Genomic DNA, 26,422 nt, shown 5'->3' on the forward strand with positions numbered 1-26,422 from the left:
GTTAGTCTTCGCGGTCCTCGACATCGCGGCGATGCGCGAGCAATGCCATCAGGCGGCGATCGCGCCAGCGGCTGCGTTCCTCGATCCGGTCGCGCGGCAGCACGGCGCGGCGTTCGGCATCGAGCTTGCCGAGCGTGCCGGCGGGCCAGTCGAACGGCGTGCGTCCTGACGCGATCGCGCGATACGTACCGCTGTAACGCGCCGCATAATCGGCCACGCCGCCGGGCGCGTTCAAGTCGATGGTTTCGAACGGTCCCATGAACGACCAGCGCATCGCGAGGCCGTCGCGAATCACGGTGTCGAGATCGGCGGCGCTCGCATAGCCTTGTTCGTAGAGACTCAACGCTTCATCGAGCAGCGCGCCTTGCAGGCGATTGAGCAGAAAGCCCGAAATTTCGCGATTGACGGTCACGGGCTTTTGTCCTGCCTGTTCGTAGATGACGCGTGCGCGTTTCAGCGCTTGCGGCGACGTCCACGGCGCGCCGCACAACTCGACGAGCGGCACGAGCGAAGGCGGATTCACCGGATGCGCGACCAGACACCGCGCGCGGCCCTCGATACCTTCGGTGAACGTCGATGCGGGCAGTCCCGAGGTCGAACTCGCAAGCAGCGCATCGGGCTTCGTCAGTCGATCCAGTTCGATGAACAACGCGCGCTTGGCGTCCACCACTTCCGCGATGTTCTCCTGAACGAGATCCACATCGGCGACTGCGTCGGCGAGGCTTTCGCGCGCGCTGATGCGCGCCACGATCGTATCGACGGGTTCGTCGATCAGATGGAACGATGCGAGATCCTGCACGCTTTCGCGGATCGCGGGAATCGCGCCCGCGAGCATCTCCTTCGAAGCGTCGTGCACGTTCACCGTGAAGCCGCTTCTTGCAAAGACGATCGCCCACGCGCGGCCGATGCGCCCCGAACCGATCACCGCAATGTTTTTCGCCTGCATCTGTGTCTGGTCCTCATTCGAATTGGTCAGCTTTTCTTGTCCCGCAACGTGATGACCGCTGCGAGCACGACGAGCCCGTTGATGATGTCGCGCACCGCGGGCGGCACGGTGGTTCCTGCGAGCAACGTGCCCAGCGCGGTGAGCAGCAACGCGCCGCCGAACACGCCGAGATAGTGTTCGCGTCCGCCGGTGATCAGCGCGCCACCGACGACCACCACCGCGATCGACGGCAGCAGATACGGATCGCCCATGCCGAGGAACGCTTGCGAGCTGAAGCCGGCAAGCAGCAGGCCGACGATCGCCGAGCACAAACCGGAGAGGCAATACACCGCGATCAGCGTCGTGCCGACTCGCACGCCCGACAGCTTCGCCGCGACCGGCGAATTGCCGACCGCATACACGCGCCGCCCGAACGGCGTGCGATGCAACAGCACCAGCGCGATGACGAGAAACACCGGCACGCTCCACGCCGCGAGCGACAACGGCCCGAATCGTTCGTTGGTGAATTGGCTGATGGCCGAGGGCGACCATCCTTGCGGCGAGCCGTTGCAATAGATCAGCGTCAGCCCTTGCAGCAGGCCGTTCGCCGCGAGCGTGACGACGATCGGCGGCAAGCCGAGCATCACGACGCCCACGCCGTTGAATACTCCAACCAGCAAGCCGACGAGCAGCACCACCGGCACGGCCCACGCCGCGGCGCCGTTCACGCCGTGTGTGAGTCCGGTCAACAGGACGCCGGATAGCGTGATGAGCCACGGCATCGAGAGATCGAGACCACCCGTCAGAATCACCGCGCCCTGCCCCAAACCGAGAATCGCGAGAAACAAGGTCAACGTGAGCAGGCTGCTGTAGAAATTCGCGCTGACGAGCACGCCCGGCCCATACACGAAGCCAGTGATGACCACCACCGCGAAGAACAGCAGATATGCCGGCACGACATACTTGACCCATTCGCGATTGCGCTCGATCCAGTCGGCGATGACGCGTCCCTTCAGTTCCGTGTTCTCGACCGGGCGAAAATCATCGACTTCGAACGTGACGCGCCGCGCATGGCGATCGTCGCGCGCCCGCGTTCCCGTTCGCATCGCTTTGAACCACTGCGCCGCGTGACGCGCGCATTCGTGCGCCGCCGATTGCTTGCCGATCGACGAACCGAGCACCGCGAGAATCAGGATCACGGCCTCGGCGATGGTCGTGAAGAACGCCGACACGTTCAGCACGAGCAGGATGTTCACGGTGATCATCAGCGTCATCGCGGCGAACACGGTGCCGACGCAGCCGCCTCGCCCGCCGCCGAGCAGTGTGCCGCCGAGCACGACCGCGGTGAACATCGACAGCAGCAAAGGGCGGCCGACGAGCGGATCGGCCGAGCCCGTCTGCGCCGATACATACAGGCCCGCCGCCGCGTAGAACATGCCCGCGAGTGCGTAAGTCGCGATGCGGTAGCGCGTGACCGGCATGCCGTTCGCATACGCGCCGTCGGGGTCGCTGCCGAGCGCATACAAGCCCACGCCGAAGCGCGTGCGCTTGATGAACGACCAGATCAGCAACGCCAGGACCAGCAAGCCCGCCGACATCGGCAGCTTGTCGGGAATGAGATCGGCCGTGAGCAGCGCGCCAAACTGATCGCCTACGCTGCCGCCGGGCTTGTTCTGAATCAGCAGCGTGAGACCTTGCACCATGAACATCGTCGCCAGCGTGACGACGATCGATTGCAGGCGAAACCATGCGATCAGCGCGCCATTCACGAGGCCGATGCCACCGCCGATCGCGAGAATCAGCGCGGCGCCCGCCCATTGCTCGACGGGCGAGCCCTGCACGAAGCGCACCGCGAGCACGTTCGCGAGCGACACGACCGCCGACGCCGACAGATCGAAACCGCCCGACAGCACGACGATGGTCTGCCCGATCGCCGCGAGCGCGAGTGTCGTCGCACTCGAAATCACCGAGCCGATGTCGTAGAGCCCGACGGGCGTCGCGGACAGCGCGACCCATCCGGTGAGCATCGCGAGGAGCGCGCCGATCGCGATGATGAGCCCGCGATGATGATCGATGCGCGCGCCCAATCCCACGCGCGCGCCCGGCCGCACGACCTCGCTATCGGGCGACGCAACAGCTATCTTCATGAGCAACCTCTCAACTGGAAAGCATCTTGCGCATCACGTTCTCTTCGGTCAGCGCATCGCCGCTCAGTTCACCGACATTGCGCCCGCGATACATCACCGAAACGCGGTCGCATACGTTGACGAGTTCGGGCACATCGGTCGAATAGAACAGCACGGCGCCGCCCGCCGCCGCGAACGCGCGCATCAGCACGAAGATCTGGTGCTTGGTGCCGACGTCGATGCCGCGCGTCGGATCGAACATGAGCCACACGCGGCTTTGCGTGAGCAGCCATTTGGCCATCGCGATCTTCTGCTGATTGCCGCCCGAGAACGAGAGGCACGGCTTGTAGAGCGCGCGCGGATTCACTTCCATCTGCGCGAGCGAGCGGCGTATCGCGGCCTGCTCCCGCTTGCGGTCGATGAGGCCGAAGCGCGCATAGCGCCCGATCACCGGCAGCGACACGTTCTCGCCGCCGGGCAAGCGCAGGAACAGCCCTTCGGTCTTGCGGTCCTCCGGCAGGAAGCTCGTCGATACGCCGGCCTTCAGCGAATCCGCTGTGCAGGTGAGCGTGACCGGCTTGCCATCGATACGTATCTCGCCATCGTCGATATAAGTCGCGCCGAACAGGGCCTCGAACAGCTCGCGCTGACCCATGCCCTGCAGCGCCGCGATGCCGTGCACTTCGCCGGGCTTCACGGCGAGATCGAAATCGGTCACGACGCCATCGACGCGAACATTGCGCGTCTCGATCGCGGGCGTCGCGTCGAGCTTCACTGAAGCGACTTTCGGCGGATACTTCGCCTCCATCGAGCGGCCGATGACGAGGCGGATCACTTCGTCGTCGGAGATATCGGCGGCGTCGAACGCGCCCACGTCGCGGCCATTGCGATACACCGTGAGGCTGTCGCAGAACTCACGCACTTCCTGCATGCGATGCGAGATGAACACGAAGGTCACGCCGCTCGCCTTCATTTCGTCGATGCGCCTCGAAAGCCACGCGACATCGCGGCCCGACAGCGCGGAAGTCGGTTCGTCGAGCAGCAACACTTGCGGAGCGCGCACGATCGCCTTCGCAATTTCGATCTTCTGCCGCACCGGCAAGGACAGATCGCGGATATATGCGCCCGGGCGCACGTCGGACAGTTCGAGTCTGTCGAGCCATTCCGCCGCCTGCCGCTGCGCGTCGCGCTTTTTGATGCGCCCGAGAAAACCCGTCGGCTCGTACGACATCAACAGGTTCTGCGCAACCGTGAGATCGCGCACGAGCGTCATCTCCTGAAACGCCGTCTGCACACCCGCGCGATGTGCGTCTTTCGGGCTTTTCATCGTCACGTCGCGGCCCAATACGCGGATGCTGCCCGCATCGGGCTGCATCAATCCCGATAGCAGCTTGACCGTGGTGGACTTGCCCGCGCCGTTCTCGCCGAGCAGCGCATGCACCGCGCCGCGTTTCACCGAGAACGACGCGCCATCGAGCGCGACGGTCGCGCCGAAGCGCTTCGTCACCTTCGACAGATCGATCGCCAATGATGCGTCGTTCATCGTCATGCCTCGACCTCAGTCCTGATTACCCGTCAGGGCCGCGTTGAAGCCCACTTCCTTCGTATCTTCCGAGTAGATGTCCGCGAACCAGCCCGGCGGCACCTTGTCCGGCGGGAACGCGGTGCAGCCCGCCTTCAGCTCGTCGATGCTGCCGGTCTTGCAGAGCTTCGATTCCGAGGTCAGCACGAGCGGCAGCTTGAGCGTCACGCGCGCGGGGAAGTCGCCGCCGTCGAGTTTCTTCACGGCCATCTTGAGCGCCATCGCGCCGGAATAGGGCGGCGCGCCGTACGAGATCGAGCGATAGCCGATCGAGCGATACCCGCCCTGCCCCTTCACCTCGCCCGGCGGCAGCATCTGCACGCGATGCCCGTTCGACGATTCGCCCGCGCACGGCTTGATCTTGTCGTCGGCGATGCCCGCTTCGAGTTGCATCGACGCCGCCGTGAAGCAGCCCACCTGCATCCACAGGCCGTCGATCTTGTCCCAGCTGTTGGTAGCGAGAATCTTCGAGAGCTCGGTCTTCGCGGTCGCCTGGCTCCACATGCCCGTGCCTTCCGCCACGATCTTGATGCCCGGAAACTTCGCGAACACGGCCTTCGCCGCCTCGGTGCGCGCGCGGTCCACGGACGTGCCCGGCACGCCCGTGATCATCACGACATTGCCCTTGCCGTTGATGGTTTTCGCGAGCCATTCGGCGGTGACGGTGCCGGCCTGATGCTGGTCGATCGTCACGTTGTGCGCGCACGGCTCGGTCACTTCGCCGTCATACGCCGCAACGACGACACCCTTCGAGCACGCGTTCTTGATCGCGCGATTGAGCGCCGTCGGCGAGATCGGATAGATGACGATGGCCTTCGCGCCCGCCTGCACCATCGAGTTGATCTGCTGAATCTGCTTCTGCGCGTCGGTGCCGGCGACCTGCACTTCGAGGTCGACCTTGTCCTTCAGGGCGGGCGTGTTGGCCATCGCCTTGACCATGTTCGCGGCTTCCGTCTGCCAGTCGTTGCCGACATAGCTCATCGACAAGAAGATCTTGTACTTGCCGGCCGCGTGCGCCTGCCCCGACACGGCGAGCGCCGCCGCGAACGCGAGGCCGAGCGCGGCCCGTCCCGCATGACGAATCGACTGCGTCAATGCTTTCATGTCTTCCTCCGGTCTTCGTATGGTTATGAAGCGGGCGCTGCTAGCTTCGAACGTGCGGCAGACGCGCACTTGCGGGCAACGCGATACCCGCGCTGCCGGGCACGACGTTCGGGTCGTGTCCGGGTATGACGAAATCGGCGATCTGGCGGATACGCGACAGCGAGCCGATCTCCGCGAGCGTTTCATGCACGATGCCCACCGGCACGAGATCGACGATGTTCTCCATGCAGTTCGCGCAATCACCCGCGATCAGCACGACGCCTTCTTCCGTATCGACCGCGACGGATTGATGCCCCGGCGTATGACCCGGCGTCGGCACGACGCGCACGCCGGGCACGATATCGGTCAGGCCGTTGACGAACTGCCAGCGGAAATACGCGAGCGGCTCGCGCCCGATCAGGAACTCCTGGTAGTACGTGGCCTGAGTCGGCAGCGGATGACCCGCGTATTCCCACTCCGCCGCCTGCACGATGAAGCGCGCATTCTTGAAGAGCGTATTGCCGCCGGAATGGTCGTAATGCAGATGCGTGTTGATGACGATATCCACTTCGTCCGCGCTCCAGCCGACGTATTCCTTCAGCGCGCGTTCGAGCTTTTCTTCCGGCGCCTGATCGCACGGGCACACGAAGCTGGAGACCCAGCCCGGATCGTGGATGCCCGTATCGACGACGATCTTCTTCTGCGCGCCGACGATCGCCGTCGACCACACCGGCACTTTCATCTGCTGTCCGAAGTAGCGGCCATACACCTGCGACGAGCGATCGACGGTGAGCCAGCCCGTCGGCATCGCGACTACTTTGAGCCTGGCGTTCACGATGCCCTCCGTCTCAGAAGTTGGTGTCGCTCGCGCCTTTCAGCTTGAGCATCTCGCGCGCTTCGGCGGGCGTCGCGATATCGAGCGACAGCCCTTCGATCACCTGCCGGATCTTCTTCACCTGCGCCGCGCTCGATTCGGCCAGCTTGCCCGGTTCGATCCACAGCGAGTCCTCGAGACCGACGCGCACATTCGATCCCTGCGCGACGCCGATCGAACCGAGCGGGATCTGATGACGCCCCGCGCCAAGTATCGACCACACGTAGTCGCTGCCGAAGAGACGATCCGCCGTGCGCTTCATATGCGCGAGGTCTTCGGGATGCGGTCCGATGCCGCCCAGCAAACCGAACACGCTCTGCACGAAGAACGGCGGCTTGACGAGCCCGCGATCGACGAAGTGCGCGAGGTTGTACAAATGCGAGATGTCGTAGCATTCGTGCTCGAAACGCGTGCCGTTGTCGCTGCACGAAGTGAGGATGTATTCGATATCCGCGAACGTGTTCTTGAACACCAGATCGCGGCTATTCTCCAGATGCTTGCGCTCCCACTCGTACTTCAAGTCCTTGAAGCGCTCCAGCATCGGATAGAGGCCGAAGTTCATCGAGCCCATGTTGAGCGATGCGACTTCCGGCTTGAAGTGATGCGCCGGCTTCAGACGCTCCGCTACCGTCATGTGCGGACTGCCGCCCGTCGTGATGTTGATGACCGCATCGGTATTGGCCTTGATGCGCGGCAGGAATTCCTGAAACACGGCGGGGTCCTGGGTCGGATGGCCGTCGTTGGGATCGCGTGCGTGCAGATGCAGAATCGCGGCGCCTTCCTGCGCCGCAGCGAGCGCCGCATCGCCGATCTGCTGCGGCGTCAGCGGCAGATACGGCGACATCGAAGGCGTATGGATCGCCCCGGTCGGCGCGCATGTGATGATGACCTTGCGTTTCGTTGCCATGTGATCCTCGTTGTTTTAAAGGACTTCCACGTTGCCGCAGACCGAGATCGCCTGTCCCGAGATGCCGCTGCCCGCGGGCGAGCACAGAAAGAGCGCGGTGGCCGCGACTTCCTCGGGCGTCGTCATGCGGCGCAGCGAAACCTTCTCGAGATACTGCTTCTCCATCTCTTCATAGGAGAGGTTCAGTTGCTTCGCGCGCGCGGCGATCACGCGTTCGATGCGCGGCCCTTTCACGATGCCCGGCTGAATCGCATTGACGCGGATATTCGACGGCCCCAGTTCGATCGCGAGGCTCTTGGTCATGCCGACGACCGCCCACTTCGTCGCCGCATAGGGCGTGCGAAACGCGTAGCCGAGCCGTCCCGCCACCGATGACAACGCGATGATCGTCCCGCCACCGTGCGCCTCGCGCAGAAGCGGCACTGCGCGGCGCGCGAAATAGAACTGCGCATTCAGATTCACGTCGACGGTCTGCTCCCACTCGTTCACGTCGATCTCGTCGATGCCACCGGTCGGCCCCGCGATGCCCGCGTTGTTCACGAGCACATCGAGTCCGCCGAGTTCGTTCTGCACGTCGAGGAACACGCGCTCGACCGCATCCTTGTCCGACACATCCGCGAGCGTCGAAGTAATCGCATTGCACTCCGCGCTCGCTTCGGCTTGCGCCAGCGCATCGATCGCGTCGGGGCTCGCATCGCAGACGTGCACGCGCGCCCCCGCATCGACGAACGCGCGCGCGATCACGAGCCCGATGCCCGACGCGCCGCCCGTCACGAGCACGCGCAAGCCCGCGTGCGGTTTCAGCATCTGAAGAACCGTCATGCCTGTCTCCTTTTCTTGTTGTCGTTGCCGTGCTACTCAGGTACGACTCAGGCGCTTGCTTCGTTCGACATGTCGCCGTTTTGCAGGCGCTCCTGCAGATCGGCGGCCGCATCGCCAATATCTTCTTCAATGCCGGCGCGCGCGCCTTCTCCGTCGCCTTTCCAGAGCGCTTCGACGATATGGCGATGCGCGGCCATCGAACGGCGCATATGGGGAATGTCGGGTGCGACGAGATTCAGGAACGGGCCGATTCGCATCCAGAGGTTCTGGATCGTCGAGAGCGTCAGATCGCTCGCGCCGTGCGTATAAATGGCGATATGGAATTCGAAGTTGCTGCGCAGATACGCGGGTACGTCGCCCGCTTCGACATGCGCGTCCATCGTGTCGAAGATCGCCTGCAAGGCTTCGAGATGCGCGCGCGTCATGCGCGATGCCGCGCGCTTCGCAACCGCCCCTTCCAGTGCGATGCGCACGTCGCGCAGTTCGTCGAGCAGGTCGAGCGTCATCGGCGGCACCATCAACGCGCGGCCGGGGCCGTCGATCAATGCGCCTTCCGCCTGCAGGCGCGTGAGCGCGGCGCGCACCGGCATGGTCGAAGAGCCGACTGCCTCCGCGACACTGCGCAGGCTCAGCAACTGTCCGGGCGCAAAGCGGCCCGTCATGATCGCCTGCCGGAGCTGCGCGTGGACGCGGCCGGCCATCGTTTCGCGTGCAACTAATTCGAGCGCGGGTAAGTCCGTCGTCGAGCGTGTCGCCACTCTCTGCCTCCGTTCTTTCGTTCGGCTGCTGCGATGCGTTTTATGTGACCTGTGATCACACTTCAGTGGCTAAAGTTTCTGACGCGTGGGCGCGCGAGTCAACCTCGAATTGCTAGGTGAAAACGCGGACTCAAAGGCCGGTTTGTTCGAGCATGGTGCGGACGGCCGGTGAAACGTAGGATCGCGCAGCCTGAATGGCAGACGCATCGAGATGGTCGCGGTAGTGATTGGCGAGATAGGCCAGACGGTCGACGACGACGCCGGGAACTATCGATGTGTTTTGCCCAAAGTCCATGACATTGGCGACGACGAGTCGGTCGACTGCGCGCATGGTGTCGAGGAAGCTGTCGGTGAAAGGCGGATCGAACCGTTCCCACATGGCCACGATCAGATCGATGTCACGCGCAGCGAGGCTCGGATACCAGACCGACAAGACGCGACACCGAAATTTTCGAAGACCCGGGCGTGCAAGGTCCTCTCGTGTCTTGGTGAAATTGCCGCTGTGGTTCCTGTGCTCGGTCAGCACCTCATCGACATTGGCAAGCTGTCCGCCCGCGATCATGACCGACACGGCGTAGTCCAGGTCCTCGGCGCTGCCCGCGTCGTCGTCGAAGCGGATGCGGTGCTCACGAACGAACGAGCGCCGCACCATGAGCGTGCCGCCGCTCAACGTGTTGAAACCCTCGAACAGGCGAGCTTTGAGATCGGCGTCTCCCAGCGTGCAATACGCGACGCTGCCATCCGGAACGCCGTCGCCGAATACGCGAGCGTGCGATCCGGCTGCAGCCAGACGCCTGCTTTCCCTGAACGCCTCGACCTGGACGGCGAACCGCGTGGGAAGCGCCCGATCGTCGGAGTCGAGACGCGCGATGAACTCGCCTCGCGCCGCGTCGAAGCCGGCGTTCGACGCGATGCTGATGCCCTCGTTCCGGTCGAAGCGGATCAGGCGAATGCGGCGGTCGTCGCCGGCGGCCTGACGCGCGGCGGCCAGGGTTTGATCGGCGGAGCCATCGTCCACGACGATGAGTTCCCAGTCTTCGAAGGTCTGAGCCTGGATCGAAGCAATCGCTTCGCCTATGAGCGATTCCGCGTTGAAAGCGGGAATGACGGCGGTGACGAGGGGCGAGGAATACACGATCGCTGGTCCGGAAAGTTTTGCGGGACAGACCGCTCGGCGGCTGCGGGATAGCCGCGCAATTGTGCCGCAATCCACCCGCGATAGTTCGCGTTTATCAGCCGATGCAACCTTTTTGACGCATGTAACCAGATATTGACGTCAATTTGCAAAACCATGCAATCGCGGCGACCAATCCTTCGGAATCCCGATCATGTGAACCTGTCCGACACCGCCCGCTGAATCTCCTCGAACGCGACCGGCTTCACGAGATGATGATCGAAGCCCGCTTCCTTCGAACGCTGCCGGTCATGCGCCTGCCCGTATCCCGTCACCGCGATCAGCAACGCATCGGCGGTTGCGGGCCGCGCGCGCATCTCGCCGGCAAGGCGGTATCCATCCATACCCGGCAGGCCGATATCGAGCAGCACGATCTGCGGCGCGAAGATATCGGATAGTGCGAGCGCTTCGATCGCGTCGTGCGCCGTGCGCACGTCGAAGCCGTCCGCTTCGAGCAGGAGCGCCATCGCGGTGGCCGCATCCACGCTGTCGTCGACGAGCAGCACGCGCCTGCCGCCTGCCACGCTCGCGGGCATCTGCGCGACGCCCTGCGCGGCCACCTGCGCATCCTTCGCGAGCGGCAGCCACACGATGAACTCGCTGCCCGCCTGCGGTCCCGCCGAATACGCCTCGATGCGCCCGCCCTGCAGTTCGACGAGCGTCTTCGCGAGCGGCAGGCCGATGCCGAGCCCGCCCTCCGAGCGTTCGAGCGACGTCTCCGACTGCACGAACAGATCGAAGATATGCGGCAGCATGTCGGGCGCGATGCCGATGCCCCGGTCGCGCACGACGATGCGTACCTCATCGCCGAACTGTGCGGTTTCGATCGCGATCTCGCCTTCTTCCAGGCTGTACTTCGACGCATTCGACAGCAGGTTGCCGAACACCTGCGCGAGCCGCACGTTGTCGCCGACGATATAGAACGGCGCATCCGGCAGATTCACCGTCAACGTATGACGCTTTCTGTCGAACGCGGGCTGCACGGTCTCGATCGCCGCCGCGATCGCCGCGGCGAGATCCACGGTCTCCTGGCGCAGCGTGATCTTGCCCTGCGTGATGCGCGCGACATCGAGCAGATCGTCGACGAGACGGCTCAGATGCCGCACCTGTCTGTCGATGATCGCGCGCACCGTGGCGAAATGCTGCACCGACGGTTCGCGATGAGGGTCGAGCAAGTCCACCGCGTTGCGGATCGGCGCGAGCGGATTGCGCAGTTCGTGCGCGAGCATCGCGAGGAACTCGTCCTTGCGGCGATCCGCTTCACGCAACAGCAATTCGGCGGCCTTGCGCTCGGAGATATCGTTGACGATGCCCGCGATGCGATACGGCCGCGCCGGATGTCCCGCCGCGCCGTGCACCGGAAACGCGCGCTCCGCCACCCAGCGCGGGCCGCCGCTCGCGCGCACGATGCGATATTCCACCTGATACGGCGTACCGTTCGCGAGCAGTTGCCGGTACGCATCGGCAACGTGACCGCGATCCAGCGGAAGGATATCGCCGGACCAGTGATCCGGCCCGGGCACGGGCGCGGGCGCGCCGCCGCCGGTATCGAAGAGACGCGCGTAGGCCGGGCTCACATACAGCAGTTCGCCGGACGTGGGATCGAGCATCCAGAATACGTCGTCGATATTTTCGGCGAGCTGGCGAAAACGCTCCTCGCTCTCGCGCAGCGCGTTTTCCGCGAGCCGCACGCGCAACAAGGCACGCACATGCGCGATCAGCTCAGCCGGCTCGACCGGCTCGGTCAGATAACTATCCGCGCCGCCTTCGAGACCGCGAATGCGATCGAGGCTGTGCACGGCCGCCGCCGATGTCTGCAACACGAGCGCGCTCGCGGTCTCCGGCGACGCCTTGATCTGCCGGCACACTTCGAGCCCGTTGATGTCGGGCAGCTTCACGTCGAGCAGCACGAGATCGGGCGCTTCGGCGCGCACGCGTTCCAGCGCGGCAGTGCCGGTCGCGGCCTCGATCACGTTGAAGCCCGCGCGCGACAGGATGCGCGTTTTCGCATAGCGCGCGCCGTCGTTGTCGTCGACGTTGAGGATGAGCACCTCGCTCCAGTCGCTTCTCATGATGCCCGCCCCTTGCCCGTAACCACATCCAGCACGCGAGGCAGTTCGCCGCCGCCCACCGGCTTGCCGATGAACGCGGTCGCGCCCAGCGCCTGCGCTTCATGGCGATCGTCGCCCTCGCCGAGCACGACGATCGGAATGCTGCGCGTCGCGGCCTGTGCGCGCAGCGCCGCGAGCCAGATCCACGCTTCCGATGGCGCGGGCCGCACCGCGAGCAGCAGCGCGGCAGGCTGCGTGTGCACGAGCAGGCGGCCGGCTTCGTCGAGCGTCGCGGCGCTCATCGAGCGATACGGCGATTCGCGCAGCGCCGCTTCGCAATCGAGCCGCTCGACCGGATTGCTCGCGACGATCAGCACGGCGGGCCGCGTGTCGCTTGCCGCATGACGCGCCGCGTCGAAGTCCGCGCCGTAGTGCGCCGGAATCGTCGCGCTGAAGACCGAGCCGCGCCCGGCCTCGCTCGTGAGCGACACATCGCCGCCGAGCAGCTTGCAGAGCTTGCGGCACAACGGCAATCCGAGACCCGTGCCCTTCGTGTATTGCTGAAGGCGATTCTCGACCTGACCGAACTCTTCGAACACGACTTGCTGATGCTCGGGCGCGATGCCGATGCCCGTATCGGCGACGGAGAACGTGATGAGCCGGCGCGTCTCGTCATAGCTCGCGCTGACGCGCACTTCGCCGCGCTCGGTGAACTTGAGCGCGTTCGACACGAAGTTACGCAACACCTGCGCGACCTTGGCTTCGTCGGTGCGGATGGGCGGCAGGCCTTCGCACGAATCGAACACGAGCTCCACCGCGCCGCCCGGCGACAACGGCCGCAGCATGCCGCGCAGCGCCGAGAACAAGGTATCGACTTCGAATTCGGCGGGACGCACTTCGATCTTGCCCGCTTCGATCTTCGCGAGATCGAGCAGATCGTCGACCGTTTCCGACAGATCTTCCGCTGCCTTGCGGATGAAGCGCACCTGCTTTTCCTGTTCTTCGGTCAGCTCGCCGTCGATACGTTCCAGCAGCAGCTTCGACAGCGCGCGGATCGACGAGAGCGGCGTGCGGAACTCGTGACTCATGTTCGAGAGGAAGCGCGACTTCGATTCGTCCGCGCGGCGCAGATGATCGGCGCGCGCATCGAGTTCCGCGTAAAGCGCGACGACACCGCGATTGGTGTCTTCGAGTTCGCGCGTGAGGCGCGTCAGTTCTTCCTGACGCTCGCGCAGATCGGCGAGCGCGGCGATCAGCTCGCGGTTCTGGCGTTGCAGCTCGGCGGCGGTGTCCTGACTCGATGGACGCGAGAGGACGAGCTTCACCGCTTGCACGTCGCACGGCGCGCCGTCGGGCAATGCCTTTTCCAGCGAGATCGACGTGACGCCGTTCGCTTCATCGGCGATCGCGCACTGGTCCATCAGGCGCTGCGCGGCGAGCAGGCCGAGCGCGGCTTGCGAGTCGTCGTGATGCATCGCGCGCAGCCGTTCGCCCGCGCCTGCGCCCGCCAGAAAACGCACGACGAAGCGCGCCGGACGCGCGGCGTCATCGACGAGAAATTCGGCGCGCGCCGCCGGTCCCGCGATCAGCACGGTGCGCGCGGCTTCGAGCACGGACGTGGCAATGCGCGTCTGATCCTGCGCCGAAAAGCCGAGCGCCGCGCTCGCGTCGCGCGCCTTCACGCGGGCCGCGACGATATCGCGCTCGTCTTCGATGCCCATCGCGTAGAGCGGCTGCATCATCGTGCGCCTCCGGACACGCGCGCGACGAACACGGTGACGTCGTCGCGGCCGCGCGTGAAGTCGCGGTACAGCACCGCCGCGACGAGCGCCGGATGCCGCATCGCGAGTCCCGGATAGCGCGCGAGATCCCAGCGCGAGGTGAGCCCGTCCGAATGCAGCACGACGAGCGCGTTCGGCGGATACGGCACATCGAACAGTTGCGCGCGCCGCGCCGCATGCCCGACGATGCCTGCATGCGACACCAGATGCCTGTGCGACGCTTCGCTCCACACGCTCGCCGAGATATTGCCGATGCCCGCGAACGTCACCGGCATGTCATTCACCGACGCTGACGCCGGCATGCGCGCGATGCCGACCGCCGCGCCGCGCGTCGGACGCAGCGCCGCGTTGGCGGCTTCCATGATGTGGTCGAGCGGCAGATCGCCATTCGCGGCGAGCGCCTTCGCCGCTTCGATCGCGGCGACATGCGCGAGCGGACCGTGGCCGAGGCCATCGGCGACGAGCACGGTGAATTCGTCCTGATTCGCGTGACACGCCCAGGCATCGCCGCTGACGGTTTCGGTTTGCAGCGGCAGGTTCACGACGCCATACGTCAGCGGCGCCGCCGGCAGGTTCGCCGCGCGCGGCGCATTCCAGAACACGACGCGCAGCACGGTGCCGCGCCCCGGCGCGCTCCAGATGTCGAGCTCGCCGGAAAGACGCTCGATCGCGCCCATGCCGTTGCCGGGACTGCCCGCGGTCGTGTAGCCATCCTCGAAGCAGCGGTGCAGATCGGCGATGCCCGGGCCGCTGTCGATGCACAGCACTTCGATGCCGTAGCGCTGCGCGTCTGCGTTCTTGTCGACGAGCGGCCGCACGAGCAGCTCGCCGCGCTGTGCGTGCTTGAGCAGGTTCGTGCCGCACTCGGTGACGACGATCGCGAGCTCGCCCGCCGTCGTCTCGTTGAAACCGAGCCCGCGCGCGAGTTCGCCGATCGAGCGCCGCGCGTAGGCGATCTGGCTCGCCTCGGCGATCTCGTAGCGCTGCTGCGCGGCCATCGATTCCTTCAGAACGGTTTCCATTTGGTGATCGAGACGTGCGTGCCTTCTCCTGGCGCCGAGCGGATATCGAACTCGTCGCACAGGCGTTTCGCGCCGCCGAGGCCGAGGCCCAGGCCGCTGCCCGACGTGAAGCCATCGGAGAGCGCGCGTTGAATGTCCGGAATACCGGGACCGTTGTCGACGAATTCGAGTCTGAGGCCGCGGCGGCCATTGCGCTCGACGAGATAGCAATGCACGTCGCCGCCGCCACCGTAGATGAGCGTATTGCGTGCCAGCTCGCTCGCGGCGGTCACGAACTTGGTCTGATCGATGAGCGACAGCCCCTGCGCGACGGCCTTCTCGCGCACGAACTGGCGCAACCGCACGATCTGCTCGTCGGAGCGGATCGGCAGCGTGTCGGGCGGCGACGAGGACGTCGGCGCGGCTGTGGAGTTGAGGATCATCATGGCATCGTGTGCAGGCGGCCTCAGGCCATGCCGTTTTTCGCGAGAAGCGCCATGCCCTTCTCCACGTTGAGCGCCGTGCGCACGCCCGAGAGCGTGAGCCCGAGCTCGACCAGCGTGATCGCCACCGAGGGCTGCATGCCGACCACGACCGTTTCCGCATCGAGCACGCGCGCCATCGCCGCCGTGTTGCCGATCATGCGTCCGATGAACGAATCCACCACGTCGAGCGAAGAGATGTCGATCAGCACGCCGCGCGCGTTGTCCTTTACGATGCGGCTCGTCAGATCGTCCTGCAGCGTGAGCGCGAGCCGGTCGTGCATGTCCACCTGAATGGTGACGAGCAGGAGCTTGCCCATCGTGAGAATCGGAATGCGTTCCATCGCTTGAGGCCCCGTTCAGTGCTTCGAGTGGCGCGATGCGCCGTCATTCCGCTTGCAGCGAATCGAATCCATCGCCCGGACGGCCGCCGCGCGGCGCGTCGTGCGCGAGCCCCGCCGACACCGACTTGCCCGTGCGCTGCAGCGCGACGACGAACGCCGACGCGAGCGTCGCCTTGGTCGTCACGTTCGAGAGGTTCACGCCGAGATGCACGATGGTCTGCGCGATCTGCGGGCGAATGCCGCTGATGATGCAGTCCGCGCCCATCAGCCGCGCCGCCGCGACCGTCTTCAGCAAGTGTTGTGCGACGAGCGTATCGACGGTCGGCACGCCGGTGATGTCGATGATCGCAATCGCCGCGCCCGTCTCGACGATCTTCTGCAGCAGGTTTTCCATCACGACCTGCGTGCGCGCGGAATCGAGCGTGCCGATGAGCGGCAGCGCGAGCACGCCGTCCCACAACTGCACGACGGGCGTCGACAGTTCGAGGAGTTCCTGCTGCTGACGCACGATGACCTGTTCCCGGCTCGCCTGGAAGACTTCGGTCGTGAAGAGGCCGAGTTCGTCGAAGAGCGTGCTGATGGTCCAGGTGAGATCGGCGAGGGTCGCGGGATCGTCGGCGAGCGAGTCGCGCAGGCGCACGAAGAGCGGCTGCTTGAGCGAGAACACGAACATCGCCGTCTCGACCGGCGAGAAGCCCTGACGCGCGCGCTGGCCGGACATGTCCGCGAGAAACGAGCGCACGTCCTGCCACGCGGGCAGTTTGAAATCGACGCGCTCGGACGTACTGAGCACCGTCACCAGAAGCGAGATGAATTGCGTGAACTGATTGCGCAATTCCGCCTCGCCGACGAGTCCACGCCGTGACGCGATGGCGTGCTGCTGCGTGAACCATTCCGCGAGCAACTCTTCCTGGTTGTTGTTGAACAACTGCGCAAGCCGCATTCCGCCGACCATTTCCATGCCGCGATCCCTGTGCGAATGATGTTATTGGTTTGTTGCGTCGCCCGATGATCATCGACATCAAGCGCGACGCAAGGCGCTCGGAATGTAGCATGCCATCCCGAAATCTGACAGTCCGGAAAGCCTTATGGTGCAAGGGATTCGCGGATCATTTCGCCGCAGGGTTCGCGCGTCCGTGATGAATCGGCAATTGCTGCCGGTCGTTCGCGACGGGCTGAACAAAGACCGGTCAAATCTCCTGAGGAACATGCGCGAACATTCAGCGCGGCAGCATAAAGAGTTCGAGCGCCTGCAGGCTGATCGGTTTGAGAAGAAAGCCGTCGAAGCGGGTCTCGCCGCTCGTCGCGACGAAATCGGTGTGACCGGTCATCGCGATGATGCGCGCGCCGCTGTTCGGGCCCGCCGCGCGAATCGCGGTGCAGATTTCGCGGCCGTCGGAGTCGGGCAGGGAAATGTCGAGGAAGATGCTGTCGAAATGTTCGCGCGAAGCGAGCGCGAGGCAACTGGCGCCGTCGTGCGCCACGGCCGACGTGTGGCCCAGCCCGCTTGCGATGTCGACGAGGGTCTCGACGCAGGCGTGGTTGTCATCGACGAATAGCAGGTGCATCGTGGCTCGCTCCGGTTCGACGCGTCAGTCAGTGTAGTGCATCGCCGAAGGCGCTCATGCTTTCACTTCGTCAGCGGCGAGGCTTTGTCCGCTGGAAGCTGTATCGACATGCCATGCCATGTATAGCGGCGCGAATATTTTTTTGTGTAGCAGGCGGTGCAATACTCGGACGACTGTCTATCGAGCCGCCGGAGCGCACATGGCCCAAACGATCCATCCCGTCGACGAAGTGTTGCCCCTCGGTCAGATGCTTGCGGTTGGCATACAGCACGTGCTCGTGATGTACGCGGGCGCGATCGCGGTGCCGCTCATCATCGGCGCGGCGTTGAAGCTGCCGAAGGAGCAGATCGCGTTTCTGATCAGCTCGGATCTTTTTGCGTGCGGGATCGTCACGCTGGTGCAGTGCATCGGCGTATGGAAGTTCGGCATACGGCTGCCGGTCATCATGGGCGTGAGCTTCGCGCCGGTCGGACCGATGGTCGCGATGGCTTCGTCCGGCGCGGGCCTTACGTCGATCTTCGGTGCAACCATTGCGGCGGGCGTGTTCGCCATACTGATCGCGCCGTTCTTCGGGCGGCTGATGCGTTTCTTTCCGCCGATCGTCACGGGCACGATCATTCTCACGATCGGCATGACGCTCTTTCCGGTGGCGATCAACTGGGCGGGCGGCGGGCGCGGCGCGGCGAATTTCGGCGAGCCGAAGAACCTGATGATCGCGGCCATCGTGCTGCTTGCGATTCTGCTCATCAACAAATATCTGAAGGGCTTCATCGCGAACATTTCGGTGTTGCTGGGCATGGCGATCGGCTTTGCGATCGCGTTGCCGCTCGGCTTCGTCGATTTCTCGGGCATCGGTCAGGCCGCGTGGTTCGCGCCGGTGCGGCCGTTCGCGTTCGGCATGCCGACGTTCGATATCGCGGCGATCGCATCGCTGTGCCTCGTGATGGTCGTCATCATGGTGGAATCGCTCGGCATGTTTCTCGCGCTCGGCGACCTCGCGATGAGGCCGGTTTCCCGTATCGATGCGACGCGCGGGTTGCGTACCGATGGTCTCGGTACGGTGATCGGCGGCATCTTCAATACGTTTCCGCATTCTTCCTTTTCGCAGAATATCGGGCTGGTGGGGATTACCGGAGTGAAGAGCCGCTGGGTCGTTGCGGTGTCGGGGGTGATTTTGATTCTGCTCGGGCTGTTGCCGAAGCTTTCCAATCTGATTGCTTCGATACCGGTCGTCGTGCTCGGGGGCGCGGGGATCGCGATGTTCGGGATGGTCGCGGCGACCGGCGTCAAGATCCTGAGCAAGGTCGATTTCGATAGCAAGAACAACTTGCTTATTATCGCTATCAGTTTGGGGGTGGGAGTGATTCCGCTCGTTGCGCCCGCGTTTTTCGCGCATATGCCGGCGTGGGCGGGGCCGCTGACGCATAGCGGGATCACGCTTGCTGCTGTGTTTGCTATCTTGCTCAATGCGCTATTCAATCGCGGGCGGGATTCGGGGGACATTGAGATGGAGATCGCTGCGGAGATGCCGTTGAGCCTTCGGCAAGGGGATGTGGATGTCAGGGATTGAATTGTTGCTTTCGCCGGATCCCGTATTCGCGTCGGTCTATTAGCACTGCCCCTGTGCGGGGCGGCAGTCACTTTCTTTGCTGCTGCAAAGAAAGTAACCAAAGAAAGCAGCCCGACACGCCCGCGGTCACACGCAATTTGGGTGTTCTTCTCCTCGCTCGTGGCACTCAATAGCGAGTGCCCTCACAGGCCACATCGGGCTTGGACCGCGCACGGTCTGTCACATCGCGCCACATAACACGCTGGTTCAGCGCGAAATGGCTCCGGCCTGCTACGCGGCCGATGGGTCAATTGGGACTGCGTGTGCTTCTGCGTTTCTCTTTTCTCGTTGGTTTCCCATGTATACCCCACGGCAGCGCGTAGCGCTGTGCCGGAACTCTTTTGTGCTGAACCAACACGCTCAAACGACTAGCTAGTCAGACCGTGCGCGGTCCACGCCCGATGTGGCCTACGAGGGCACTCGCTACAGAGGCCACGAACAACGAGAAGAACACTCAAATTGCGTGTGACCGCGGGCGTGTCGAGCTGCTTTCTTTGGTTACTTTCTTTGCAGCAGCAAAGAAAGTAACTGCCGCCCCGCACAGGGGCAACGCTAATAAACCGACACGCTATCGGGATCCGGCGAAAAACCACAAACCCAATCAAACCCACTACCATAGAGAGAACCCAAAATGCCGCCCCCGAAGAAAAAATGCGCGATGTCCTGTGGATAACTCTGACCGCGATAGCCATCACTTACGCCATAGCCTTGGCGGGGCTCTATTGGCTACAAGGAAGGCTCGTCTATCCACTCGAACAGATCGAGGCTTTGAAGAACTCCGAGCTTGAAGCACTCACCGAACCGGTAACGGTGATAACCGAGGACGCCATAACCCTGATCATGCGCTACAAGGCGCCCCGAACCAGAACCACCCCCACAATCATCCTCTTCCACGGCAACGGCGAAGACCTCACCCAACGCGCCCACATCGCGCTCGAAATGATCGAAGCGGGCTACGGCGTGCTGCTCGCCGAATACCGCGGCTACGGCGGCAATCCCGGCAAACCCCACGAAGCCGGTCTCTACGCCGATGCCCGCGCCGCCTACGCCCATGCCGCCGCGCATTCGACGAACATCGTGCTGCACGGCTATTCGCTCGGCTCGGGCGTCGCCGTGCAACTAGCCAGCGAAGCAAAGATCAGCGCGTTGATCCTGGAAGCGCCCTTTACGAGCATCGTCGATGTGGCAGCGAAACGCTTCTGGCTCTTCCCCGTGCGCCTGCTCGCGCGCGACCGCTACGACAGTCTTTCGAAGATCGCAGCCATCGATGCGCCGCTGCTGATCTACGGCGGCACGAAAGACGGCGTGATTCCCCCCGCGCACTTCCAGCGCCTGTTCGACGCGGCGCACGGCGACAAGCGGCTCGCGCTCATCGAAAACGCCGATCATCTCGATCCATGGACGATGGGCGGCCGCGAACACGTCATGCAGTTTCTCGAATCGCTGCAGTCGACGCGCGATGCCGTGCAGGCGTAAAGACTAGGCCGTCTTCTTCCTGCTGCGCCCGAGCTTGAGCGTCACCCACGTCGGCGCATGATCGCTCGCATGCGGCTCGCCGCGCACCCATGTATCGACGCCCGCGTGCTCCAGCTTCTTCGCGAGATCCTTGCTGAGCAGGATATGATCGATGCGCAGTCCCGAGTTGGTCTGCCAGTGATTGCGGAAGTAATCCCAGAAGGTATAGACGCGCTCATCGGGAAACATCTTGCGCAATGCATCCGTCCAGCCCTGCGCGAGCAGGTCCGCATACGCCGCGCGGCTCTCCGGTTGCAGCAACGCGTCCTTGAGCCACGAGCGCGTGTTGTAGATATCCTCGTCGGTGGGCACGACGTTGTAATCGCCCGCGAGCACGACCGGATGACCGCTGTCGAACAATCCCTTCGCGTGCGCGTTGAAACGCTCGAACCACGCGAGCTTGTAATCGAACTTCGGGCCAGGCTGCGGATTGCCGTTCGGAAGATAAAGACAGCCGATCACCAGGCCACCCACCGCCGCTTCGATATACCGGCTATGCGTGTCGTCTTCGAAACCGGGCAGCCCGCGCCGGCTCAGCACGGGCTCGGCATCCTTCGCGAGAATCGCCACGCCGTTCCACGATTGCTGTCCATGCCATAGCGCGCCATAGCCCGCGTTCGCGATCGCGTCGGCGGGAAACTGCGCGTCCGTCGCCTTCAGTTCCTGCAGGCAGACGATATCCGGCGATTCGCGTTCGAGCCATGTCAGCAATGCGCCGAGCCGCGGACGGATGCCGTTGATGTTGAAGGTCGCGATTTTCACTCGGCGTCTCTCCATCGGTGGATCGGAATCGATCCTACACGCGTCGCAGTTTGCGTGCCGCATCATGCGCCAAGCGCGCTGCCGCAAAATCTGCGACAGTCTCACGCTGATCCCGACACCCGCCCGCATCCATGTCCGAAGGCTCCGTTCACTGGCAGCGCAATCTCTACGTCTGCGTATTCGGCTCGTTCACGACCATCATGGCGATGACGCTGCTGCTGCCCTTCCTGCCGCTCTATGTGCAGCAACTGGGCGCGTCGTCGGTGGAGGCGGCGGTGCAATGGTCGGGCGTCGCGTTCGGCGCGACCTTTCTTGCGGCGGGCCTCGTCGCGCCGCTCTGGGGACGGCTCGCCGACCGCTACGGCCGCAAGCCGATCCTGATCCGCGCGAGCCTCGGCATGGCGATCACGATGTCGCTGCTCGGCGTCGTGCAGACGGTCTGGCAACTCGTGGCGATGCGCTTTCTCGCGGGGCTCGTCGGCGGCTATGCGAGCGGCGCCATCGTCATGATCGCAACGCAGACGCCGAAGCACCGCACCGCGTGGGCGCTCGGCACGCACGCGGCGGGCATGATGGCGGGCAATCTCGTCGGGCCGCTCATCGGCGGGCTGTTGCCGGGTCTGATCGGCATACGCGCGACGTTCTTTCTCGCGGGCGGCCTCATCTTCTGTTCGTTCATCATGACGACGCTCCTCGTGAAGGAAGAACGCCGCGCGCCCGATCACGCGAAAACGAAGCCGCGCGGCGGCTGGCGCGACGTGCCGCTCCTCACGCCCGTCATCGGGATGCTCGCGAGCGCGATGCTGCTGATGTTCGCCAATATGTCGATCGAGCCGATCATCACCGTGTATGTATCGCAGCTCGTGAAGGATCCGAAGCAGGTGACGCTCGTCGCGGGCTTCGTGATGTCCGCCGCAGCGCTCGGCAGCGTGCTCGCGGCGCCGCGCATCGGGCGGCTCGCGGATCGCGTGGGCGCGCCGAAGGTGATCGTCGGATGTCTCGCCGCATGCGGCGTGCTGCTGATTCCGCAGATCTTCGTCACCAACGGCACGCAGCTCGTCGTGCTGCGCTTTCTGATGGGCCTCGCACTGGGCGGCCTGCTGCCCGCGATCACGAGCGTCGTGCGCCACAATGTGCCCGATAACGCGGTCGGCTACATCCTCGGCTACGCGACCTCGGCGCAATACATCGGACAGGTGACGGGGCCGCTCGCGGGCGGCTTCATCGCCGCGCATTCGGGCATGCCCTCTGTCTTCGTGATGACGAGCGTGCTGATGTTCGTGGGCGCCGGGTTCAATGCGTGGGTGTTTCTGCGCAAGAACTGAACGCTTACCGCTTCTCGCTGTCGAGATGCGCCATCTGCACGGCCTCGTATCTATCGCCCGCCGCCGCGTCTTTCGGCACCGCCGCTTCGATCGCCGCGCGTTCCTCGTTCGTGAGCGTGATATCGAGCGCACCGAGCGATTCCGTCAGCCGGTCGCGACGGCGCGCGCCGATCACCGGCACGATGTCATCGCCCTGCGCAAGTACCCACGCGATCGCAATTTGCGCAACGCTCACGCTCTTCGCGTCGGCGATCGCGCGCAACGCATCGACGAGCGCGAGATTGCGTTCGACGTTGCCTTGCTGAAAGCGCGGACTGTTCGCGCGCCAGTCGCCCGTTTGCGCGGCGTCCTTGCTCCAGTGTCCGCTGATGAGTCCGCGCGACAGCACGCCATACGCGGTGATGCCGATGCCCAGTTCCCGGCACACCGGCAGGATCGCTTGCTCGATGCCGCGCGAGATCAGCGAATACTCGATCTGCAGGTCGCAGACCGGATGCACGGCGGCGGCCTTGCGGATCGTCTGCGCGCCCACTTCCGACAGCCCCACATGACGCACGTAGCCCGCCTGAATCATCTCGGCGATCGCGCCGACAGTATCTTCGATCGGCACGTTCGCATCGAGCCGCGCGGGCCGGTAGATGTCGATATGATCCACGCCCAGGCGCTGCAAGGTGTACGCGAGCGAATTCTTCACGGCAACGGGGCGGCCGTCGAATGCGATGAAGTTGCCCGCCGGGTCGCGCATGCCGCCGAACTTCACGCTGAGAATCGCGGCGTCGCGGCGTGAAGGCGGCGCGCTTCGCAACGCCTCGCCGATCAGCATCTCGTTGTGGCCCATGCCGTAGAAGTCGCCAGTGTCGAGCAGCGTGACGCCCGCTTCGAGCGCGGCGTGAATCGTGGCGATGCTTTCCGCGCGATCCGACGGCCCGTACATGCCCGACATGCCCATGCATCCGAGCCCGATGACCGACACCTGCGGTCCAATCTTGCCGAGTCCGTGTTGTTCCATGATGGTTCTCCGCCAAAGAAGAAAGAAGGGATGACGGAGATTATGGGAGCAAACCGCGCGTGCGATAATCCGCCTCAATCTGCATGGGCTGTGCGCCGAGGCGAACAATGAACGAACCGGACCTGTCGGATCTGCATGCGTTTCTGGCGGTCGCGCGCTCGCGCGGCTTCAGGCAGGCGGCGTTGTTGCGGGGCGTGTCGGCCTCGTCGCTGAGCGAGGCGATTCGCCGGCTCGAAACGCGTCTGGGCGTGCGGCTCCTGAATCGTACGACGCGCAGCGTCACGCCGACCGAAGCGGGCGAACGCCTGATCGAGCGCCTCGCGCCCGCCTTCGCGGAAATCGCGGGCGCGCTCGATGCCGTGAACGGTTTCCGCGACAGCCCCACGGGCACGCTGCGCCTGAACGTGCCGACCATCGTGTCGCGCGAGGTGCTGCCGCCGATCATCGCGCGCTTTCTCGCGGCGCATCCGGGCATCACGCTGGAACTGAGCGCGAGCGATAACTTCATCGACGTGCTCGCCGCCGGTTTCGATGCAGGCATTCGCTATGACGAACGCATCGAGCGCGACATGATCGCCGTGCCGATCGGTCCGCAGACGCAACGCTTCGTCGCGGTCGCGTCGCCCGCTTATCTTGCGGCGCACGGCGAGCCGAAGCATCCGCGCGATCTGGTGAATCACGCGTGCATCGCCCATCGCTTCGAAAGCGGCGTGCTGGCGGTGTGGGAATTCATGCGCGGCAAGGACGTGATACGCATCGTGCCGCAAGGGCCGCTCGTGACCTCGTCGATCGAGGTCAGCCGCGCGTGTGCCGTCGCCGGACTGGGGCTCGTCTATACCTTCGACGAATTCGTGCGCGAAGCCATCGACAGCGGCGCGCTCGTGCCCGTGCTCAAGCCGTGGTGGCAGAGCTTCACCGGGCCGAGGCTGTATTATCCGAGCCGCGCGCACATGCCGGGGCCGTTGCGCGCGTTCATCGATTTCATCCGGGCCGGAAGCTGAGGGCCGCTTATTGCTGCACGCCCCAGCGCCGCACCGTCACGCGCTCGACGGTATCGAACACGAGATGCTCCACCGCGAGTCCGATCACGATGACCGCGGCCAGTCCCGCGAACACGCGATCCGTATAAAGCTCGTTGCGGTTCTGGAAGATGTACCAGCCGAGACCGCCCTTGCCCGAACTCGCACCGAACACGAGTTCCGCCGCGATCAGCGTGCGCCACGCGAACGCCCAGCCCACTCGCAGCCCCGCGAGGATCGACGGCAATGCGGCGGGCACGAGAATCAGCATCACGTGCCGCATGCCGTTGAGGCCGTAGTTGCGGCCCGTCATGCGCAGCGTCGAGGGCACCGCCTGAAAACCGGCATACGTATTGAGCGCGAGCGGCCACAACACCGAATGCACGAGCACGAACAGCAGGCTTCCCGTGCCGAGGCCGAACCACAGCAGCGCGAGCGGCAGCAGCGCGATGGACGGCAGCGGATTGAACATCGCGGTGAGCATCGAAAGAATGTCGCGTCCGATGCGCGTCGATACCGCAAGCGATGTCAGCAGGAACGCGAGCACCGCGCCGAGCGCATAGCCGCGCAACAGCACCGACATCGAAATGCCGATTTTCTCGATGAGCTCGCCCGACGCGATGCCCTGCACGAACGCGACGAACGTCGCGCTGAAAGTCGGCAGCAGCAGATCGTTGTCGACGGCGCGCGCGGCGATCTCCCACAGCGCGATCAGCACGATCGCGATGATGGACTTGCGCAGCCACGTGCGGTCCGCGAGACGCTTCGCAAGCGGCAGCGGCGCATGAGGTTCGACATCGAACGACGCGGAAGGTGTGACTTCGTATTCGGGCCGCACGGGCGGCACGGTCAGATGCGGCGTGCTCATTGCGCATCCTCTTCGAACAGCAGACGATGAATGCGCGCGACGCTCTGCTGAAACTCGCCGCGACCCATGCTCTCCTGCGTGTATTGATGACTGTTCAGTTCGGCGCGCACGCGTCCCGGATGCGGCGTCAGCAGCAGAATGCGATTGCCGACGATCAGCGCCTCCTCGATCGAATGCGTGACGAACAACAAGGTGAAGCGCTCGTCGCTCCACAGGCGCAGCAGCTCTTCCTGCATGCGGCGGCGCGTGAGCGCATCGAGTGCGGCGAACGGCTCGTCCATCAGCAGCACGCGCGGCTGCATCGCGAGCGCGCGCGCGATGGCGACGCGCTGCTTCATGCCGCCCGATAAGGTATGCGGATAGGCATCGGCGAATTTCGCGAGGCCAACCTTGTCGAGATAATGCAGCGCGCGCTCGCGTGCTTCGGCGCGGCCGAGCTTGCGCGCGACGCGCAGCGGAAAGGCCACGTTCTGCACGACGGTCTTCCACGGCGGCAGTTGATCGAACTCCTGGAACACGACGATGCGATCCGCTCCCGGACCCCGCACGCGCTCGCCGCCGATTTCGATGCTGCCCGCCACGGGCTCGATGAAACCGGCGACAGCCTTGAGCAAGGTCGACTTGCCGCAGCCCGATGGCCCGAGCAGCACGAAGCGGTCGGCGCCGTACACGTCGAAGCTCACATCGTGCGTCGCGCGCACGAGACGTTCGGGCGTGCGGTATTCGAGCGTGACGTTCTTCGCGCTGAGAAGCTTGTTGCTCGTCGCGACGTCGAGATCGGCGTCGCGCGAATAGAGCGCTTGGGGATTGGCGGCCATGTTCAATGTGCTCGAATGC

At 64.5% G+C, this 26,422-nt stretch carries 24 protein-coding genes; 4 read left to right on the forward strand and 20 right to left on the reverse strand.

Annotated elements, in window-relative coordinates; genetic code table 11:
- Position 1 precedes the first annotated feature (1 nt).
- The 16 genes from NK8_RS20370 to NK8_RS20445 all read right to left on the reverse strand — a co-directional run bounded on the left by NK8_RS20370 (position 2) and on the right by NK8_RS20445 (position 17,478).
- Positions 2 to 946 (reverse strand): 3-hydroxyacyl-CoA dehydrogenase, encoded by a 945-nt coding sequence (locus NK8_RS20370; protein ID WP_213229288.1) that lies wholly within the window; start codon positions 944 to 946, stop codon positions 2 to 4.
- A gap of 26 nt (positions 947 to 972) precedes the next feature.
- Complete coding sequence (locus tag NK8_RS20375) at positions 973 to 3,072, reverse strand: ABC transporter permease (RefSeq protein ID WP_213229290.1); 2,100 nt, start codon at positions 3,070 to 3,072, stop codon at positions 973 to 975.
- Between the two features lie 10 nt (positions 3,073 to 3,082).
- A complete protein-coding gene (locus NK8_RS20380; protein ID WP_162068277.1) occupies positions 3,083 to 4,594 on the reverse strand; it encodes a sugar ABC transporter ATP-binding protein in 1,512 nt (503 codons plus the stop codon).
- Positions 4,595 to 4,609: 15 nt separating this feature from the next.
- The gene (locus NK8_RS20385; protein WP_061178957.1) at positions 4,610 to 5,737 is read right to left on the reverse strand and encodes a sugar ABC transporter substrate-binding protein; all 1,128 of its coding nucleotides are present in this window, start codon (positions 5,735 to 5,737) and stop codon (positions 4,610 to 4,612) included.
- A 40-nt stretch (positions 5,738 to 5,777) separates the two neighbouring features.
- Positions 5,778 to 6,551 (reverse strand): N-acyl homoserine lactonase family protein, encoded by a 774-nt coding sequence (locus NK8_RS20390; RefSeq protein ID WP_213229292.1) that lies wholly within the window; start codon positions 6,549 to 6,551, stop codon positions 5,778 to 5,780.
- A 13-nt stretch (positions 6,552 to 6,564) separates the two neighbouring features.
- A complete protein-coding gene (locus NK8_RS20395) occupies positions 6,565 to 7,497 on the reverse strand; it encodes a 3-keto-5-aminohexanoate cleavage protein (RefSeq protein WP_061178959.1) in 933 nt (310 codons plus the stop codon).
- 15 nt (positions 7,498 to 7,512) lie between these two features.
- Positions 7,513 to 8,319, reverse strand: coding sequence for an SDR family oxidoreductase (locus NK8_RS20400; RefSeq protein WP_213229294.1), 807 nt, complete (start codon positions 8,317 to 8,319; stop codon positions 7,513 to 7,515).
- A gap of 47 nt (positions 8,320 to 8,366) precedes the next feature.
- Positions 8,367 to 9,020 carry a GntR family transcriptional regulator gene (locus tag NK8_RS20405; protein WP_213230462.1) on the reverse strand — a complete coding sequence of 218 codons (654 nt, stop codon included), beginning with the start codon at positions 9,018 to 9,020 and terminating at the stop codon, positions 8,367 to 8,369.
- Positions 9,021 to 9,207: 187 nt separating this feature from the next.
- Complete coding sequence (locus NK8_RS20410; protein ID WP_301549879.1) at positions 9,208 to 10,290, reverse strand: glycosyltransferase family 2 protein; 1,083 nt, start codon at positions 10,288 to 10,290, stop codon at positions 9,208 to 9,210.
- 113 nt (positions 10,291 to 10,403) lie between these two features.
- Positions 10,404 to 12,323 carry a response regulator gene (locus tag NK8_RS20415; RefSeq protein WP_213229296.1) on the reverse strand — a complete coding sequence of 640 codons (1,920 nt, stop codon included), beginning with the start codon at positions 12,321 to 12,323 and terminating at the stop codon, positions 10,404 to 10,406.
- Entirely contained in the window at positions 12,320 to 14,044 is a 1,725-nt protein-coding gene (locus NK8_RS20420; protein ID WP_162067833.1) for an ATP-binding protein, read from the reverse strand. Before NK8_RS20420 ends, NK8_RS20415 begins: the two co-directional genes overlap by 4 nt.
- Entirely contained in the window at positions 14,041 to 15,105 is a 1,065-nt protein-coding gene (locus NK8_RS20425; RefSeq protein ID WP_213229298.1) for an anti-sigma regulatory factor, read from the reverse strand. The genes NK8_RS20420 and NK8_RS20425 overlap by 4 nt, the downstream gene beginning before the upstream one ends.
- Positions 15,090 to 15,530, reverse strand: a complete 441-nt coding sequence (locus tag NK8_RS20430) for an anti-sigma regulatory factor (RefSeq protein ID WP_061178966.1) — start codon at positions 15,528 to 15,530, stop codon at positions 15,090 to 15,092. The genes NK8_RS20425 and NK8_RS20430 overlap by 16 nt, the downstream gene beginning before the upstream one ends.
- Before the next feature lie 20 nt (positions 15,531 to 15,550).
- Positions 15,551 to 15,910, reverse strand: coding sequence for an STAS domain-containing protein (locus NK8_RS20435; RefSeq protein ID WP_061178967.1), 360 nt, complete (start codon positions 15,908 to 15,910; stop codon positions 15,551 to 15,553).
- A gap of 43 nt (positions 15,911 to 15,953) precedes the next feature.
- Positions 15,954 to 16,871 (reverse strand): STAS domain-containing protein, encoded by a 918-nt coding sequence (locus NK8_RS20440; RefSeq protein ID WP_162067835.1) that lies wholly within the window; start codon positions 16,869 to 16,871, stop codon positions 15,954 to 15,956.
- A 259-nt stretch (positions 16,872 to 17,130) separates the two neighbouring features.
- A complete protein-coding gene (locus NK8_RS20445) occupies positions 17,131 to 17,478 on the reverse strand; it encodes a response regulator (RefSeq protein ID WP_162067836.1) in 348 nt (115 codons plus the stop codon).
- A gap of 199 nt (positions 17,479 to 17,677) precedes the next feature.
- On the opposite strand from NK8_RS20445, the gene NK8_RS20450 reads away from it, so the two are divergent.
- A complete protein-coding gene (locus NK8_RS20450) occupies positions 17,678 to 19,048 on the forward strand; it encodes a nucleobase:cation symporter-2 family protein (protein ID WP_213229300.1) in 1,371 nt (456 codons plus the stop codon).
- 690 nt (positions 19,049 to 19,738) lie between these two features.
- Positions 19,739 to 20,563 carry an alpha/beta hydrolase gene (locus tag NK8_RS20455; protein WP_213229302.1) on the forward strand — a complete coding sequence of 275 codons (825 nt, stop codon included), beginning with the start codon at positions 19,739 to 19,741 and terminating at the stop codon, positions 20,561 to 20,563.
- A gap of 3 nt (positions 20,564 to 20,566) precedes the next feature.
- Here NK8_RS20455 and NK8_RS20460 read toward each other — a convergent pair whose 3' ends face one another.
- The gene (locus tag NK8_RS20460; protein ID WP_213229304.1) at positions 20,567 to 21,379 is read right to left on the reverse strand and encodes an exodeoxyribonuclease III; all 813 of its coding nucleotides are present in this window, start codon (positions 21,377 to 21,379) and stop codon (positions 20,567 to 20,569) included.
- A gap of 116 nt (positions 21,380 to 21,495) precedes the next feature.
- Here NK8_RS20460 and NK8_RS20465 point away from each other — a divergent pair, with 116 nt between their 5' ends.
- On the forward strand, positions 21,496 to 22,689 hold the full coding sequence (locus NK8_RS20465; protein WP_213229306.1) for an MFS transporter: 1,194 nt from the start codon (positions 21,496 to 21,498) through the stop codon (positions 22,687 to 22,689).
- Positions 22,690 to 22,693: 4 nt separating this feature from the next.
- Here the strand turns inward: NK8_RS20465 and NK8_RS20470 are convergent, their stop codons facing one another.
- Positions 22,694 to 23,698 (reverse strand): aldo/keto reductase, encoded by a 1,005-nt coding sequence (locus NK8_RS20470; RefSeq protein WP_213229308.1) that lies wholly within the window; start codon positions 23,696 to 23,698, stop codon positions 22,694 to 22,696.
- 107 nt (positions 23,699 to 23,805) lie between these two features.
- Between NK8_RS20470 and NK8_RS20475 the strand changes: the two genes are divergently transcribed.
- Positions 23,806 to 24,699, forward strand: coding sequence for a LysR family transcriptional regulator (locus NK8_RS20475; protein WP_213229310.1), 894 nt, complete (start codon positions 23,806 to 23,808; stop codon positions 24,697 to 24,699).
- A gap of 7 nt (positions 24,700 to 24,706) precedes the next feature.
- Here the strand turns inward: NK8_RS20475 and NK8_RS20480 are convergent, their stop codons facing one another.
- Together NK8_RS20480 and NK8_RS20485 are read right to left on the reverse strand one after the other, a co-directional pair.
- Positions 24,707 to 25,585 carry an ABC transporter permease gene (locus NK8_RS20480; protein ID WP_213229312.1) on the reverse strand — a complete coding sequence of 293 codons (879 nt, stop codon included), beginning with the start codon at positions 25,583 to 25,585 and terminating at the stop codon, positions 24,707 to 24,709.
- Entirely contained in the window at positions 25,582 to 26,403 is an 822-nt protein-coding gene (locus tag NK8_RS20485; RefSeq protein ID WP_213229314.1) for an ABC transporter ATP-binding protein, read from the reverse strand. Before NK8_RS20485 ends, NK8_RS20480 begins: the two co-directional genes overlap by 4 nt.
- Positions 26,404 to 26,422 lie beyond the last annotated feature (19 nt).

Source organism: Caballeronia sp. NK8 (assembly GCF_018408855.1).
GTDB lineage: Bacteria > Pseudomonadota > Gammaproteobacteria > Burkholderiales > Burkholderiaceae > Caballeronia.

What these genes read in the sequence shown, in the direction of transcription:
- NK8_RS20460 (WP_213229304.1), bottom strand. Translation starts at nt 21,379, where the DNA reads ATGGAGAGACGCCGAGTGAAAATCGCGACCTTCAACATCAACGGCATC.
- NK8_RS20430 (WP_061178966.1), bottom strand. Translation starts at nt 15,530, where the DNA reads ATGATGATCCTCAACTCCACAGCCGCGCCGACGTCCTCGTCGCCGCCC.
- NK8_RS20480 (WP_213229312.1), bottom strand. Translation starts at nt 25,585, where the DNA reads ATGAGCACGCCGCATCTGACCGTGCCGCCCGTGCGGCCCGAATACGAA.
- NK8_RS20475 (WP_213229310.1), top strand. Translation starts at nt 23,806, where the DNA reads ATGAACGAACCGGACCTGTCGGATCTGCATGCGTTTCTGGCGGTCGCG.
- NK8_RS20375 (WP_213229290.1), bottom strand. Translation starts at nt 3,072, where the DNA reads ATGAAGATAGCTGTTGCGTCGCCCGATAGCGAGGTCGTGCGGCCGGGC.
- NK8_RS20470 (WP_213229308.1), bottom strand. Translation starts at nt 23,698, where the DNA reads ATGGAACAACACGGACTCGGCAAGATTGGACCGCAGGTGTCGGTCATC.
- NK8_RS20405 (WP_213230462.1), bottom strand. Translation starts at nt 9,020, where the DNA reads ATGGCCGGCCGCGTCCACGCGCAGCTCCGGCAGGCGATCATGACGGGC.
- NK8_RS20385 (WP_061178957.1), bottom strand. Translation starts at nt 5,737, where the DNA reads ATGAAAGCATTGACGCAGTCGATTCGTCATGCGGGACGGGCCGCGCTC.
- NK8_RS20420 (WP_162067833.1), bottom strand. Translation starts at nt 14,044, where the DNA reads ATGATGCAGCCGCTCTACGCGATGGGCATCGAAGACGAGCGCGATATC.
- NK8_RS20380 (WP_162068277.1), bottom strand. Translation starts at nt 4,594, where the DNA reads ATGAACGACGCATCATTGGCGATCGATCTGTCGAAGGTGACGAAGCGC.
- NK8_RS20445 (WP_162067836.1), bottom strand. Translation starts at nt 17,478, where the DNA reads ATGCACCTGCTATTCGTCGATGACAACCACGCCTGCGTCGAGACCCTC.
- NK8_RS20415 (WP_213229296.1), bottom strand. Translation starts at nt 12,323, where the DNA reads ATGAGAAGCGACTGGAGCGAGGTGCTCATCCTCAACGTCGACGACAAC.
- NK8_RS20440 (WP_162067835.1), bottom strand. Translation starts at nt 16,871, where the DNA reads ATGGAAATGGTCGGCGGAATGCGGCTTGCGCAGTTGTTCAACAACAAC.
- NK8_RS20435 (WP_061178967.1), bottom strand. Translation starts at nt 15,910, where the DNA reads ATGGAACGCATTCCGATTCTCACGATGGGCAAGCTCCTGCTCGTCACC.
- NK8_RS20465 (WP_213229306.1), top strand. Translation starts at nt 21,496, where the DNA reads ATGTCCGAAGGCTCCGTTCACTGGCAGCGCAATCTCTACGTCTGCGTA.
- NK8_RS20395 (WP_061178959.1), bottom strand. Translation starts at nt 7,497, where the DNA reads ATGGCAACGAAACGCAAGGTCATCATCACATGCGCGCCGACCGGGGCG.
- NK8_RS20370 (WP_213229288.1), bottom strand. Translation starts at nt 946, where the DNA reads ATGCAGGCGAAAAACATTGCGGTGATCGGTTCGGGGCGCATCGGCCGC.
- NK8_RS20485 (WP_213229314.1), bottom strand. Translation starts at nt 26,403, where the DNA reads ATGGCCGCCAATCCCCAAGCGCTCTATTCGCGCGACGCCGATCTCGAC.
- NK8_RS20400 (WP_213229294.1), bottom strand. Translation starts at nt 8,319, where the DNA reads ATGACGGTTCTTCAGATGCTGAAACCGCACGCGGGCTTGCGCGTGCTC.
- NK8_RS20425 (WP_213229298.1), bottom strand. Translation starts at nt 15,105, where the DNA reads ATGGAAACCGTTCTGAAGGAATCGATGGCCGCGCAGCAGCGCTACGAG.
- NK8_RS20450 (WP_213229300.1), top strand. Translation starts at nt 17,678, where the DNA reads ATGGCCCAAACGATCCATCCCGTCGACGAAGTGTTGCCCCTCGGTCAG.
- NK8_RS20455 (WP_213229302.1), top strand. Translation starts at nt 19,739, where the DNA reads ATGCGCGATGTCCTGTGGATAACTCTGACCGCGATAGCCATCACTTAC.